12 protein-coding genes are annotated in these 13,940 nt (G+C 40.1%); 7 read left to right on the plus strand and 5 right to left on the minus strand.

The annotated features are described in order from the left end of the window. Window positions 1–51: 51 nt before the first annotated feature. From IAE19_RS07755 to IAE19_RS07765, 3 genes are all read right to left on the minus strand, one after another. A complete protein-coding gene (locus tag IAE19_RS07755) occupies window positions 52–1,587 on the minus strand; it encodes a flavin-containing monooxygenase (protein WP_200460371.1) in 1,536 nt (511 codons plus the stop codon). Between the two features lie 141 nt (window positions 1,588–1,728). Next, window positions 1,729–2,556, minus strand: coding sequence for an SDR family NAD(P)-dependent oxidoreductase (locus tag IAE19_RS07760; protein ID WP_200460372.1), 828 nt, complete (start codon window positions 2,554–2,556; stop codon window positions 1,729–1,731). A 47-nt stretch (window positions 2,557–2,603) separates the two neighbouring features. After that, on the minus strand, window positions 2,604–3,566 hold the full coding sequence (locus IAE19_RS07765) for a metal-dependent hydrolase (protein ID WP_200460373.1): 963 nt from the start codon (window positions 3,564–3,566) through the stop codon (window positions 2,604–2,606). A 382-nt stretch (window positions 3,567–3,948) separates the two neighbouring features. Between IAE19_RS07765 and IAE19_RS07770 the strand changes: the two genes are divergently transcribed. After that, window positions 3,949–4,566 (plus strand): TetR/AcrR family transcriptional regulator, encoded by a 618-nt coding sequence (locus IAE19_RS07770; RefSeq protein WP_200460374.1) that lies wholly within the window; start codon window positions 3,949–3,951, stop codon window positions 4,564–4,566. Between the two features lie 7 nt (window positions 4,567–4,573). On the opposite strand, the gene IAE19_RS07775 is transcribed toward IAE19_RS07770, so the two are convergent. Beyond that, the gene (locus IAE19_RS07775; RefSeq protein WP_200460375.1) at window positions 4,574–5,050 is read right to left on the minus strand and encodes a MarR family winged helix-turn-helix transcriptional regulator; all 477 of its coding nucleotides are present in this window, start codon (window positions 5,048–5,050) and stop codon (window positions 4,574–4,576) included. Window positions 5,051–5,110: 60 nt separating this feature from the next. Then, window positions 5,111–6,337 (minus strand): 3-(3-hydroxy-phenyl)propionate transporter MhpT, encoded by a 1,227-nt coding sequence (gene mhpT / locus IAE19_RS07780; RefSeq protein WP_200460376.1) that lies wholly within the window; start codon window positions 6,335–6,337, stop codon window positions 5,111–5,113. A 251-nt stretch (window positions 6,338–6,588) separates the two neighbouring features. On the opposite strand from mhpT, the gene IAE19_RS07785 reads away from it, so the two are divergent. The 6 genes from IAE19_RS07785 to IAE19_RS07810 all read left to right on the plus strand — a co-directional run bounded on the left by IAE19_RS07785 (window position 6,589) and on the right by IAE19_RS07810 (window position 13,879). Continuing rightward, window positions 6,589–7,428: a p-hydroxycinnamoyl CoA hydratase/lyase gene (locus tag IAE19_RS07785; RefSeq protein WP_200460497.1), complete on the plus strand. Its 840-nt coding sequence runs from the start codon at window positions 6,589–6,591 to the stop codon at window positions 7,426–7,428. Between the two features lie 35 nt (window positions 7,429–7,463). Next, complete coding sequence (locus tag IAE19_RS07790) at window positions 7,464–8,915, plus strand: aldehyde dehydrogenase (protein ID WP_200460377.1); 1,452 nt, start codon at window positions 7,464–7,466, stop codon at window positions 8,913–8,915. Between the two features lie 95 nt (window positions 8,916–9,010). Next, window positions 9,011–10,897, plus strand: coding sequence for a feruloyl-CoA synthase (locus tag IAE19_RS07795; protein WP_200460378.1), 1,887 nt, complete (start codon window positions 9,011–9,013; stop codon window positions 10,895–10,897). A 76-nt stretch (window positions 10,898–10,973) separates the two neighbouring features. Next, on the plus strand, window positions 10,974–12,113 hold the full coding sequence (locus IAE19_RS07800) for an acyl-CoA dehydrogenase family protein (protein WP_200460379.1): 1,140 nt from the start codon (window positions 10,974–10,976) through the stop codon (window positions 12,111–12,113). 82 nt (window positions 12,114–12,195) lie between these two features. Then, a complete protein-coding gene (locus tag IAE19_RS07805) occupies window positions 12,196–13,446 on the plus strand; it encodes an OprD family porin (protein ID WP_200460380.1) in 1,251 nt (416 codons plus the stop codon). A 52-nt stretch (window positions 13,447–13,498) separates the two neighbouring features. Next, complete coding sequence (locus IAE19_RS07810; RefSeq protein WP_413784515.1) at window positions 13,499–13,879, plus strand: PaaI family thioesterase; 381 nt, start codon at window positions 13,499–13,501, stop codon at window positions 13,877–13,879. The last annotated feature ends 61 nt before the right edge of the window (window positions 13,880–13,940 follow it).

Raw genomic sequence — 13,940 nt, forward strand, 5'->3', positions numbered from 1 at the left:
GTCAATTGAAAAACAATAGACTGCTATATGTGTTGAATATAAACCAGAAAATTAAGCGTCTACTTTACTTTCACTCACTGTAGTTTGATAACTAACGTCATAATCTCGCAAGTTCAATGTTTTCAAACGCTGTTTTAATTTTTTCAGTGACCAAGGCCATGCTGCAAAATTGCGTCCGTTAACATCCAGATAATAGCTCTTACAACCACCCGCGTTAAATACAGTCGTTTTTAAATGCTTCTGTACCAATTCGTTATGTGCATGTATCACCTGCGGTTTAATGGTTAGTTTGGCAATATTGTGTTTTTTGATTTTTTGTAAACCATCAATAATGTAGTCAAGTTGTGCTTCCGCTAAACCAATAAACGAATCATAAACCAATACATTTGGCCCTAGTACCAAGAAAGCATTGGGCACATTTTCAATATTTGTCCCTAAATAAGCTTCTGGAGAACTATGTTTCCACAGGTCATTTAAACATTCGCCTTTATCATTATAAACACGACGACCAATCGGTGGATGGGACACTTCAAAGCCAGTTCCCCAAATAATGACATCAACTTCATGACGTTCACCATTGGCAGAAATGACGGTATTGCCTTCGACTTTGACCAAACCATGAGGAATCAAATGGGTATTTTCAGCTTGTAAGGCAGGATAATAATTGTTAGCAAACAATAAACGTTTACAGCCAATAGTAAAATCAGGCGTCACCGCTTTAAGTAATTCTGGATCGTTGACCTGAGATTTTAATACCTGTTTAAACAATTCCCCTACAGGCTTTAGTACAGCAGGGTTACGCAAACCAAAGTTAATCGCATTCAGTGATTGTGCGACGGTTTTACGCCACGTCGACTGAATCACAGGAAATTTTTCAATGACAGACTTACCAAACTCACCAAGTTCCATATCTGGTTTTGGCACAACCCAAGGTGCCGTACGCTGGAAAACAAACAGTTCTTTGGCCAAGGGTTGAATTTGTGGCACAAACTGAATGGCAGAGGCGCCCGTACCAATCACGGCAATACGTTTACCCGTTAAATCATAAGCGTGATTCCATTTGGCGGAATGAAACATTTCACCTTTAAATGTTTCAATTCCATCCAGTTTAGGGATTTGTGCTTCGGTAATTGGACCCGTTGCAAAAACTACGCTACGAGAAAGATACTGACCTTTATTGGTATCAAGTATCCATACATTACGTTCGTTATCCCACGCTGCTTTTTCCAGTTCTGTCTCAAATTCAATTTTTTCATGAACATTAAATTTGTGACTGACATCTTCTAGGTAGTTTAAAATTTCAGGTTGACGCGCAAATAAATGACTCCACTTAGCACTTGGAGCAAAAGAATAAGAATACAGCGCTGAAGGGACATCGCAGCCACAACCCGGATATGTATTTTCACGCCATGTGCCACCTACGCGCCCGGCTTTTTCAATGATTTTGTAATTGGTATAACCCACCTGATCAAGTCGAATCGCAGCTGCAATTCCTGAAATACCTGCACCCACAATAAAAGCATCGTAAATGTGTTGCGGTAAGGCTTTGCTTTCAGCTGAGTTTAATTTTTTTGCTTGAGCTGTCATCAGAATATCCTATCTATTTCTATCTGTACTTGTTAATTTGCCTACTTTTATTCAAGGTCATTCATGTGGTTGATACATCGTAGTTTATGAACCACGTTTACAGGTATCTCATTTGGCAAACGACTTTAAATTTTCTCAGGCTTATTTCATTAATCTGTACGAAGTCCCTAAAAATTTTGCATATAGATTTGGTGCTGCACGTTTCATCAACCAGAAAAGTTTGGCATCAATCTGGGGAATGGTGTAAAGCTTGTTTCGATCCAATCGATCGAGCGTCAGCTTTGCCACTTTATCACTAGTAGTAAACGCCAGATTCGTCAGTGCATAATCCAGAATTCCTTTGTGAGGTACTTTGCCATTTTTAATAATGTTGGTGGGCACCAACGTCGGACATAAAACATTGACTTTAATGTCAAACTTTTTAAGTTCGGCAGATAGTGTTTCTGATAATGCCCGAACCCCTGCCTTGCTGACGTTATACACCGTCATTTCTGGTGCAGCGGTATAAGATGCTGCGGATGCAACATTAATAATGGCGCCATGACCCAATTGTTTAAACTTCGGTACAAAGGTGCGACAACCATGAATGACTCCCCATAAATTGACATCCATACACCATTGCCAATCTTCTATCGTCATTTCATCAAACTTACCACCTAAACCGATGCCCGCATTATTGATTACCAGCGTCACTGGGTTTTGCATTAACTTTTCGGCCTGTTCAGCCAGTTTCACGACCTGTTCCGCCTTGCCCACATCGCATTGCACTGAAAATGCAGTAGCACCGAGTTGTTCGATCAGATTAACAGTTTCTTTAGCTGCATCCAGATTGATATCCGAACACACTACAGTACCACCACGACGAGCAAGTTCTAGTGCAAAACTACGACCGATTCCGCTGCCTGCACCTGTTACAACCGCATAAGCCTGTTGACTTGGCTTTTTATTTTTACGACCCAATAATTTCATAAGCTGTTCCCTTTTAACTCAGCCGATTGACTGAACATCATCCTTGCTTAGTGACGTAATGGTGGCGTAAATGTTTTAACCAGATAAGGCGCAATAGCTCCACCTTCTGACAGCAGTTTATCTTTGTAATATTCAAGATAAGCGGTTGTATCATGATCATCCGGATGAAAATCTGGACGTAAGTAATCAAAGATTTGCCCCATCGTGCTTCCAAATACTCCATCTTTTGGACTGAAAATCAAGCTCACACCGCGACTCGCATCTTTCCAAAACTTTCGAGTCAACATATCTTTCGGCTTGCGTAGCATCGGAACAAAAAGAGTGGAAAATGGGATCAGGCCTAAAATTGTACCAAATGCAATAAAAAAGCCTGCTGCCCGTAGTGGATAATTGCCATTCAATAACTGGTAAACATCATAGGCAATATCTTTATGTTCTGACTCTTCCAACATATGCCACATCCACATAGCACGTGTTTTAGCATCATCTGAATAATAAAAATTCTTTTCATGCTTCATCATGTATTCGGCCAGTACAGCAGTAAAATGTTCAATTCCAGCCATCATGGAAAGCTTTAAAGGTTGTGGAAATTTTAAGAAAATATTTTCAAAGAATTTTTCACCCAAAAACCGATATAAAGCGACAGGATAGTTAATCGCTTCATGAGCAATAGCATCATTAAATTCATTATGTAATTTAGAATGAATGGCTTCTTGTCCAATAAGTGAAGTTACGCGCTGTTTCAAAATTGGATCTTTTACCATATCACGATGAAAACGCGCAGTTTCAATCACCAAATCTTCACCATAAGTCAAAAATACAGAAAGTGTGGCGAAAAAAATCGTAGCAAACTGATTATTCATATAAAATGAAATATCAATTTCTTGACCTTCAAATCCAATCGCCAGATGACGAATAGGAATGGTTTGTTTTTGAGAATAATCAGATAATTCAAATTTTGGCGTGGATTTGAAAGCTTGGACTGATTTTTTTACTACTGTCGTAATCATGGCGACACCTTCTTAAAGCATTCAATCATGTAAACCGAAATATTGTTCACACTTCGAGGACAGTTTCATGCTAATCTGATCTCATGTTCGGATTCAATTCGGGTCTAAATTTTCCAAATCCCCATAAAAGAGTTAACTCTCCTCACCTCACTATCAAAACCATTCAAATATAATTATTTGTTTTTACTAAATATAAATAAATATATTGGCAAAAAATAATATAAATAATGACACTTTAAGCAAATGACATTATTTATTTATTTTTCCCTAAAAAATTAAGTTAAATAAACAATTTCACCTGTTCGGATTTATGTTTTTTAATTTGGTGAATATGGCCTGACATGATAACTTGAACTAACATTCGGATTTTAAGGATTCAACGTTGAGCACACGTAAACCACGCCAGACTCGCGCTAAAGTCACGGTTGACACCATTATTGAAGCAGGTTTTATTTCTGTTGCATTACATGGCACCAGCGGTACGACTACCCGACATATTGCAGATATTGCAGGGGTGAGTGTTGGCTCATTGTACGAATACTTTAAAAACAAAGAAGAAATCTATGATGCAATGGCACATTCTTTTGTGCAGGAGATTTTGGACATGATTCAGAATCTTACCCCCATCATTATGAATATGGATCTCGAATCGGTTATTGAGCTTATCTTTTATACTTTTCGCGACTTACTGACCCAAAATAATGAACGTTATTTGCTTTGCTTACGTTATGCCAGTGAGCTGAAATATGACAAATATATCAACCAGATTGAACGTGAGTTGATGAATATCGTTATGAAATACATGATGCATAATCCCAAATACCTTAAAGTCAATAATTTAGCCGTGACCGCATACGTTAGTATCAATAGTGGAATTTTTAATATTGCCCGACATTTGATTTTGCCCAATCCCTACATCACTTTTGATGAGCTAGTGCAAGGTTTAAAAACCATGATTATGAGCTATATCAACGTCGAACTGGCTAAAAGTGAACGCTAGTCCAACTTTAGGATTCGTCTATTATTGCAGGAGTTGTGCTTAGGTTTTTCACCATAATTTCTAGATTATTGCGAATTAAGTAAGCCAAATTAATATCTATGCCCTGCAACATTTGGCGTTCCACTTTTTCAACCACATGATTACATTCTGCTAACTTTGCCAGACCTTTAGGGGTCACCGTCAACAGAATACGACGACCATGAGTTGGATCTGGTGTTTTTTCAATCCAGTCATTGGCCAACAAGTCTTGTAAAATTTTATTGGCAGATTGAGGTTTGATAAAAGAACGCTCTGCCAGCTTGGCATTAGATAAGTTCGGTTTAGCTGCCAAAACCGATAAAGCAGTAAATTGAGGTAAGCTAATATTTAAATCTTTTAGACATTCTGTGAGATGTTTACTAATGATTCGATCCACACGAGCGATCATATAGCTGAGTCTAGGTTCATCTTCTCGTTTTTTTTCAATTGAATTTGAGTTTCGCATAGGCTTTTATCATCAGAATTAAAAAAAGTATGAAGCCCTGCTCCATACTTTTTATTTCACTTAAGTGGTACTTTGGCTATGTGCTAACTGTACTGCCTGTTTAGGCTTTCTGACAAGCAGTAAGGCTGAAATTGCAGCAATCAAAATCACAGGGATACTTGAGCCTATTACAATCGTGGCACTTTGCCCCAGTGATAACAGAAATCCTGCAAACAATGGACCTGCAAATGAACCGATTCGTCCAATTGCAACAGCAGCCCCGACCCCAGTGCCACGCATTTCAGTGGGATAATACATTGCAGCCAATCCATAAAGTGCAGATTGACCACCTACAATAAATAAACCACACCCCACAGCAGAAAGTGCCAATAAGGCAACCGTTGGAGAAATTGATAAACAGCAAAGCGCGACCAAAATACCCGCGTAAATAAATTTAATAACGCTCCCCATACGCATCTTATCCAGTAACATACCCATGAGAATGGATCCAAAAATTCCGCCTACGTTGTAACCCATTTGCACGTAGTTGGCTTCTAATTTGGAAAGTCCTTGCGCACCCATCAGCAGCGGTAGCCAGTTCAATAGGAAATACAAAACTACCAGCGTACAAAAGAAACTGACCCAGATTTGAAGAGTCGACATACGTCTTTCTTTGGCAAATAACACCTCGAAAAAAGGAGTAGGTGTTTGTGTCTTTTGTTGCAAATAACTTTTAGACTCTGGTAGATACTTCATGAGTAGTGGAATTAATAGAATGGGAGCAATACCACCCACATAAAAAATATGTCGCCATTCGCTATCACCTGCCAATAACATAGCAACCACTGAAGTGAGTAGACCGCCAAAAGGAATGCCACTGTACATAATACTAACCGCAGTTGCTTTTCGATTTTCAGCAACAGCTTCTGAAGCCAAAGTAATCATCATTGGTAAAGCCCCACCCATGCCCAAACCTGTAAAAAAGCGAATGAGTAAAAGTAAGCTATAATTTTCGGCGTAGGCAGTAAGTAAAGACATTACACCAAAGATTAAAATGCTAATAATCAAAATCTTCTTACGGCCAATAATATCAGCCAATCGCCCACCAATAATGGCACCCGGCAAAGTTCCAATAATGGCTGCACTAAATGCCCACGCCATTTGTGCATTGTCCAGCATAAACTCTGCGCGCATGCGCGGTGCTGCCACGCCCATTGATTGAAGATCAAAACCTTCAAAGATTGCAATTGCAAAACACAGTAGTAACGTCAGCTTCGCCCTTCCTGACGGATGTAGTACTTTATCCATAGTCCTTTCCTTATTTAGACCAGATTTCCATGACATTTTTTATTGTGTAGTGTTGTTACAACACTCTTAAAATATCAGTTAAGCTTATAAAAAAATCAATACCATTTTACTAATAATTTTAAATTAAATATTTTTATTTATAATTTTCAATTAAATATAAAAAAATTTAATTATTTTGCAAAAAACACTTGAATGTAAGTTTAACTGATATTAAATTAAATCCAGAGCAGCACAAATGTCATTTAAGGAGAATACACATGACATACGAAAAACGTTGGGAAACCGTTGATGTACAATTAGAAAATGGCATTGCATGGGTGACTTTAAACCGTCCTGAAAAGAAAAATGCCATGAGTCCGACCCTCAACCGCGAGATGATTGATGTACTTGAAACGCTAGAACTTGATCAAAATGCCAGAGTTTTAGTCTTAACAGGTGCAGGTGATTCATGGACTGCGGGAATGGATTTAAAAGAATACTTTCGTGAAGTGGATACACAACCCGAAATTTTTCAGGAACGTATTCGTCGTGACTCTTGCCGCTGGCAGTGGCAATTACTCAGAATGTATTCAAAACCAACGATTGCCATGGTCAATGGTTGGTGTTTTGGCGGTGGCTTTTCTCCACTAGTAGCATGTGATCTAGCAATAGCGGCCGATGAGGCGACTTTTGGTTTGTCTGAAATTAACTGGGGCATTCCACCCGGTAATCTTGTAAGTAAGGCGATGGCAGATACTGTGGGTCACCGTGCATCATTGTATTACATCATGACCGGTAAAACTTTTAGTGGGAAAGAAGCCGAACAAATGGGACTGATTAACAAAAGCGTTCCTTTGGCCCAACTTAAAGCAGAAGTCACAGAACTGGCAAATTGCTTACTTGAGAAAAACCCAGTCGTACTGCGTACTGCTAAAAACGGCTTTAAGCGTTGTCGTGAACTTACATGGGATCAAAACGAAGACTATTTATATGCCAAACTGGATCAATGTATCCATCGTGATACCGAAGGCGGACGTCAGGAAGGATTGAAACAATTCTTGGACGAAAAATCGATTAAACCGGGTTTACAGAGCTATAAGCGTACTGGTTAACTTCTGATTTTATCGGCTATGTAAGGACACAACCCATGCAAAATGTACAGTTACTCATTCACGGTCAATCCCTTGATGCATCTAATCGGGCAAGCTTTAAACGCATTAGTCCCATTGATGGTCAAGTCGCAAGTGTGGCAGCAGCTGCAACACTTGAGGATGTTGATCGTGCGATCGAATCAGCACAACAAGCTTTTCAAGTTTGGTCAAAACTTTCCCCAACTGAGCGTCGTTTACGTTTATTAAAAGCGGCAGATTTAATGGATCAACATAGTGATCAGTTTATTCAGATAGGGATGCAGGAAACAGGTTCAACTGCAACATGGTATGGGTTTAATGTGCATCTTGCAGCCAATATGCTCCGTGAAGCTGCTGCCATGACCACGCAGATTGACGGTAGTCTGATTCCTTCTGATGTACCGGGAAATCTGGCGATGGGCATTCGAGTTCCTTGTGGTGTGGTGGTTGGAATTGCACCTTGGAATGCACCGGTAATTTTGCCGACTCGTGCTTTGGCGATGCCACTGGCTTGCGGTAATACTGTGGTACTAAAAGCATCTGAAGCTTGCCCTGCAACGCATCGTTTAATCGGACAGATTTTATGTGAAGCGGGTCTAGGCGATGGCGTAGTCAATGTCATTACCCATGCACCAGAAGACGCACCTCAAATTGTACAACGCTTAATTGAGCACCCTGCAGTAAAACGAATTAATTTTACGGGTTCAACTAAAGTAGGAAAAATTATTGCCGAAACAGCGGCAAAATATTTAAAACCTGTGTTACTTGAACTTGGGGGTAAAGCGCCAGTTATCATTTTAAATGAAGCCCATTTAGATGAAGCAGTCAATGCAGTTGCCTTTGGTGCTTTTTTCAATCAGGGCCAGATCTGCATGTCCACTGAACGGGTTTTGGTTCAGGATGGTATAGCTGATCAATTTATAGAAAAACTGATTGCAAAAACACAAGCACTGAAAGCGGGTAATCCAACAGTTCAAAACAATGTGTTAGGTGTGTTAGAAAGTCGACGTGCCGCTGAGCGTATTCAGCATTTATTAGACGATGCTCAAAGTAAAGGGGCCGATTTACCATTGGGTATTCAGATTGATGACACTACAATGCAACCGACCTTGGTGCTCAACATTCAGCCAGAGATGCTACTGTATCGTGAAGAGTCGTTTGGCCCCGTATGTACAGTCCAACGCTTTCATACCCTTGAAGAAGGCATTGCACTGGCCAATGACAGTGAATTTGGCTTGTCATCGGCGGTCTTTAGTCAAAATTTTGCTGAAGCGTTTGAGGTTGCCAAGCAGATTGATTCAGGAATTTGTCACATTAATGGCGCAACCGTGCATGATGAAGCACAAATGCCATTTGGTGGAACTAAATCCAGCGGTTATGGACGTTTTGGAAGTAAGGCTTCCATTGCCGAATTTACCGAGTTGAGATGGATTACTGTGCAAACTCAATCACGTCATTATCCGATCTAAAGGTTAATTTAACTTGAGCGGTTAAATGACAACAATAAACTTTTAATAAAAATTGCATGATGCAAAAACAAGCGCAGTAATGCGCTTTCCACGGAGTGAAAGAAATGCAAATGAATGCCACTCAATCACAAGACCGCGAACGGTTGGTTAAACTTGGATCACACGATATCACTTATAGATATCAAGATCAGGTACTTTATATTGAGCCTAAAGAACAGTTAAAACCTTATCCACAAAAATTAACTGATCGGCTGATTCATTTTGCCAAGACTCAACCTGAGCACATTTTCGCAGCTAAACGCAATGCTGAAGGGCAATGGATCAAACTAAGTTATGCCGACACCTTACAACGTGCATGGCACATTGCACAGGCAATACACCGACGCAATTTAAATCAGGAACGGCCTCTACTCATTCTATCGGGAAATGATCTTGAGCATCTAACACTGTCAATGGGTGCTATGTTAGCGGGTGTTCCCTTTTCTGCTATTTCCCCTGCTTATTCTTTAATTTCTCAAGATTTTGGCAAGCTCAAACATATCTTTGAGGTTCTCACGCCGGGCATGGTTTATGCGAGTGATGGGCAAACTTTTGCCAAAGCCATCCAAGCGTGCGCAACATCCGATATAGAAATTATCACGAATACGGGCATTGTGGGACAACAGCAATGTACCTCTTTTCAATCTTTACTCGATACTCCTGTTACCGATGTTCAGGAGTTTTATCAAACACTTGATGAACACCAAATTGCCAAATTTTTGTTTACTTCTGGTTCAACCAAATTACCTAAAGCTGTACCAACCACGCATTTAATGCTGTGTGTAAATCAGCAGATGTTATTACAAACTTTTCCAGAGTTTGAGAAAACACCGCCTGTATTACTGGATTGGTTATCTTGGCATCATACCTTTGGCGGAAGTCATAATGTTGGCATCGCTCTTTATAACGGGGGCACTATTTATATTGATGATGGAAAACCCGTTGCAGGTAAGTTTGATGAAACCATTCGCAATCTAAAGGAAATCTCCCCTACTGTATATTTTAATGTACCTAAAGGTTGGGAGGAGCTGACCGAAGCCCTAGAGAAAGATGCAGAACTTCGTGATCGTTTCTTTGCCCGAGTGAAAATTTTATTCTTTGCTGGCGCAGCTTTATCAGAAGCAGGCTGGAATCGTCTAGATAAAATTGCTCAGGCGCATTGTGGGGAAAAAATCAGGATTATGAGCGGGTTAGGTATGACTGAAACTGCTCCGTCCTGTGCATTTACAACAGGACCACGTGTCATGGCGGGCTTTATTGGTTACCCTGCACCCGGCTGTGAAATCAAACTAGTACCTCATGGTGACAAACTAGAATTCTGTGTGCGTGGCCAACATGTAATGCGAGGTTATTGGCGTTTAAAATCTGATCAGCAAAGCACCATATTTGATGACGAAGGTTTTTTCCATACAGGTGATGCGGTACGTCTGGTCGATCCAACGGATCCAACTCAGGGACTAATGTATGACGGCCGCATTGCTGAGGACTTTAAGCTTAATACGGGTACTTTTGTCAACGTCGGAACCTTACGCAATAAAGTACTCATTCAGGGCAACTTACTGGTTCAGGATGTCTGTATTACGGGTTCAAATTTGAGTGCTATTGGTTTCCTCATTTTTCCAAAACTGGATGCATGTGCCCAATATGCTGGTCTTAATATACAAGCCCACAGTACTCAAGAAATTTTAAAACATCCAAAGGTACAGCAATGGTTCCGTCAATTTTTATTGAATTTTAATAAAGATGCGACGGGTAGCTCCAATCGAGTATCCATGCTGTATTTGATGACTGAACCACCACAACTGGATTCAGGAGAAATCACCGATAAAGGTAATCTGAATCAAAGTAATATTACCAAGCGACGAGCGGACTTAATTGATGAACTTTATCAAAAGCAAACGGACAATCCTTTGATTCTGCGGATTCCTGTCTTAAACAACTAAACGATTGAAATAAAATAAAAAAGTTCAGATTTATTTTTGAGCTTTATCCTTAGTTTTGCCCTAAAAAAGGTGAAATATGCAGCACGATACGGAATTTGAACTATTTCGGGATAATTATCGACGGTTTTTAAAAGAACATGTAGCGCCCTACTACGAACTCTGGGAGCAGGAGGCTCTGATTCCAAGAAATATTTGGAATCAACTGGGTGAAAATGGATTTTTGTGTGTTGATGTTCCCGAAGAATATGGCGGCTACGGTGCACCTATTCATTATTCACTTATGCTCGTTCAGGAAACTGCACAGGCGGGATTTACTTCTCTGGCCGTTGCTATTGGCGGCCAAAATGAATTGGTCTCTCCTTATATCCAAAATCTTGGCAGTGAAGAGCAGAAAAAATACTGGCTTCCTAAAATGGTGACTGGAGAAGTAGTCACTGCGATTGCTATGACAGAAGCCAATGCAGGATCTGACTTACAAGCAATTCGTACTCAAGCCGTTTTAAATGGTGGTGACTATCTGGTTGATGGTTCAAAAACCTTTATTTCTAACGGTCTCCATGCCGATTTAATCGTACTAGTAGCAAAAACTGATCCGCAGGCACGTGCTAAAGGAATCTCACTCTTTTTAGTTGATTCTCATCTAAGGGGAGTAACCAAAGGACGTTCACTGAAAAAAATTGGTTTACATGCACAAGACACCGCAGAACTTTTTTTCGATCAGGTCAAAGTTCCTGTCTCACAACGTTTAGGTGACGAAGGACAAGGCTTTTCTTACCTGATGCAGGAATTGCCACGTGAGCGTTTAAGTATTTCCATGATGGCGCTTGGTTCCATTTTAGGGGCTATTCAACTGACTAAAGACTATGTATTACAACGCAAAGCTTTTGGACAACATTTAAGCCAGATGCAAAATACACGTTTTGTACTAGCCAATGCTCAAATCAAGGCCAAAGCTGCGCAGGCTTTTGTAGATCAGTGCGCTGAACTGTATAGCCAACATCAACTCAGTGTTAATCACGTCGCTGCGTTGAAATGTTTTATTACCGATACCCAATGTGACGTGATTGACCAGTTGCTACAACTCTTTGGCGGCTATGGTTACATGCAGGAATACCCGATTTCACGTTTCTTTGTCGATGCCCGTGTACAAAAAATTTACGGCGGAACCAATGAGATTATGAAAGAAATCGTAGCGCGCGAACTATTGGGAAAATAACTCAAATTTTAATAACGGAGCAAGACACAGACAACTATGAGGTCTTGCTTAAAACAACAATGATATTTCAGGATGAAATGCCATGTCTAAATTATGGATGTACTCCACGCTTATGCTGTCTAATTCTGTATTTGCGGGGAATTTTATCGATAACAGTAGCGTTGAACTTACCACGCGCAACTTTTACTTTGACCGCGATTATCAGGAGGTTTCCAAATATCCAGCAGCAAAAGACTGGACTCAAGGCTTTATTTTCAAAGCAAATTCGGGCTATACCGAAGGAGCAGTAGGTTTTGGTCTGGATATTTTAGCGACAGCAGGTTTTAAGCTGGATGCCAGTGCAAAATATGCAGGAACAGGGAATCTACCACGAGACACCGTCACTAATGAACCTGCTTCAAGTTATGGCGAAATTGGCGTCACGGGTAAAGCTAAAATTAGTGAGACTGAACTTAAGATAGGAACACTAAGACCGATGAATCCTGTTTTAGTGGCCTCTCCTGCGCGATTGCTACCACAAACCTATCGTGGAATTTCACTTGAATCCAAAGACTTAAAAAACTTTGAACTACAGGCTGCTTATATTGATAAGGTTAATCATCGCGATTCAACCAATTTTGAAAATATCAAAATTTCAGCCGTGAATGGCCGTTTTAAAAGTGCTGAAACCGATGGACTTTACTATGCAGGAAGTTATTATCATGTAAATCCAAATTTACGCTTAGGCCTGTTTTATTTAGATGTTAATAATCTTTATGAGCAATGGACCACAGGTTTTCTATACAAATGGGATATCAATCCAACAACCCGATTGAGTAGTTATCTACATTATTATCGGAGTCGTGATGAAGGTGAGGCAAAAGCAGGTTTAGTCGATAATGACTTATACCATGCACATTTTGAACTTAAGCATCAAAATCATAAATTTATTTTTGGGACATTTCAGCATCACGGAGAAACTGCATTTCCCTATTTGACTGGCGGCGAAACGGGTCTACTGATTGATACTTGGCCAGGGGAATTTCTCAACCCCAAAGAACAAGCTTATAGCTTCCGCTATGAGTATGATTTTAAAGATTATGTCCCCGGTTTACGCTTTATGACTCGTTATACCATGGGGCGCAATATTTATGCGCCAACTTTGGGTGGAACTAACCTAAAAGAGCGTGAAACTGATTTTGATCTTGGCTATACCATTCAAAGTGGCTGGCTTAAAAATCTGGGACTTCGCGCACGTTATGCAATCTACGACAATAACATGTCCGCTAATGCCAACATCAAACCTGTGAACGAAACTCGTATTAATATTGATTACACATGGAAATTTAAATAACGCTGATAGGCTCTAGATCATCTGGAGCCTGCTTTAATCTATGGAAAATAAAATGGATAGTTCTAAAAAATTCCCGCCCATTCATCATCTGCTAGGCGGACATAATATTCAATGGAATAATGATCAACAAGAACTTGAAATTGATTATGTCGCACTAGAAAGTTTTACCAACCCAAGAGGTACGGTTGAAGGTGGCATGATTTGCGCCATGCTAGATGATGTTATGGGACTTTTTTCATTTTTTGCCAATAATCAACAACCTGCGACCACGATTAATCTGACTATGGATTTTTTACGCCCCTGTCAGGTGGGTACAATCCAGACTAAATGCCGCTTTGTAAAGCAAGGCAAATCTATTTTGAATATAGAAAGTGAAGCTTGGCAAAACAATAAAATGGTGGCGCGAAGTACAGCTAATTTTATGGTGCTTTAAGTTTCGGCTTGCTCCGCGAAAGAGAAAGAAAACCTATTGCTTTCTTTCTCAAACCATTTAT

The organism is Acinetobacter sp. S40 (assembly GCF_016624705.1).
Taxonomy (GTDB): Bacteria; Pseudomonadota; Gammaproteobacteria; order Pseudomonadales; family Moraxellaceae; genus Acinetobacter.

Bases quoted from the DNA above. Each gene is read 5' to 3' on its own strand.
- IAE19_RS07755 (WP_200460371.1), bottom strand. From the start codon at position 1,587: ATGACAGCTCAAGCAAAAAAATTAAACTCAGCTGAAAGCAAAGCCTTA.
- IAE19_RS07760 (WP_200460372.1), bottom strand. From the start codon at position 2,556: ATGAAATTATTGGGTCGTAAAAATAAAAAGCCAAGTCAACAGGCTTAT.
- IAE19_RS07765 (WP_200460373.1), bottom strand. From the start codon at position 3,566: ATGATTACGACAGTAGTAAAAAAATCAGTCCAAGCTTTCAAATCCACG.
- IAE19_RS07775 (WP_200460375.1), bottom strand. From the start codon at position 5,050: ATGCGAAACTCAAATTCAATTGAAAAAAAACGAGAAGATGAACCTAGA.
- mhpT (WP_200460376.1), bottom strand. From the start codon at position 6,337: ATGGATAAAGTACTACATCCGTCAGGAAGGGCGAAGCTGACGTTACTA.
- IAE19_RS07790 (WP_200460377.1), top strand. From the start codon at position 7,464: ATGCAAAATGTACAGTTACTCATTCACGGTCAATCCCTTGATGCATCT.
- IAE19_RS07800 (WP_200460379.1), top strand. From the start codon at position 10,974: ATGCAGCACGATACGGAATTTGAACTATTTCGGGATAATTATCGACGG.
- IAE19_RS07805 (WP_200460380.1), top strand. From the start codon at position 12,196: ATGTCTAAATTATGGATGTACTCCACGCTTATGCTGTCTAATTCTGTA.
- IAE19_RS07810 (WP_413784515.1), top strand. From the start codon at position 13,499: ATGGATAGTTCTAAAAAATTCCCGCCCATTCATCATCTGCTAGGCGGA.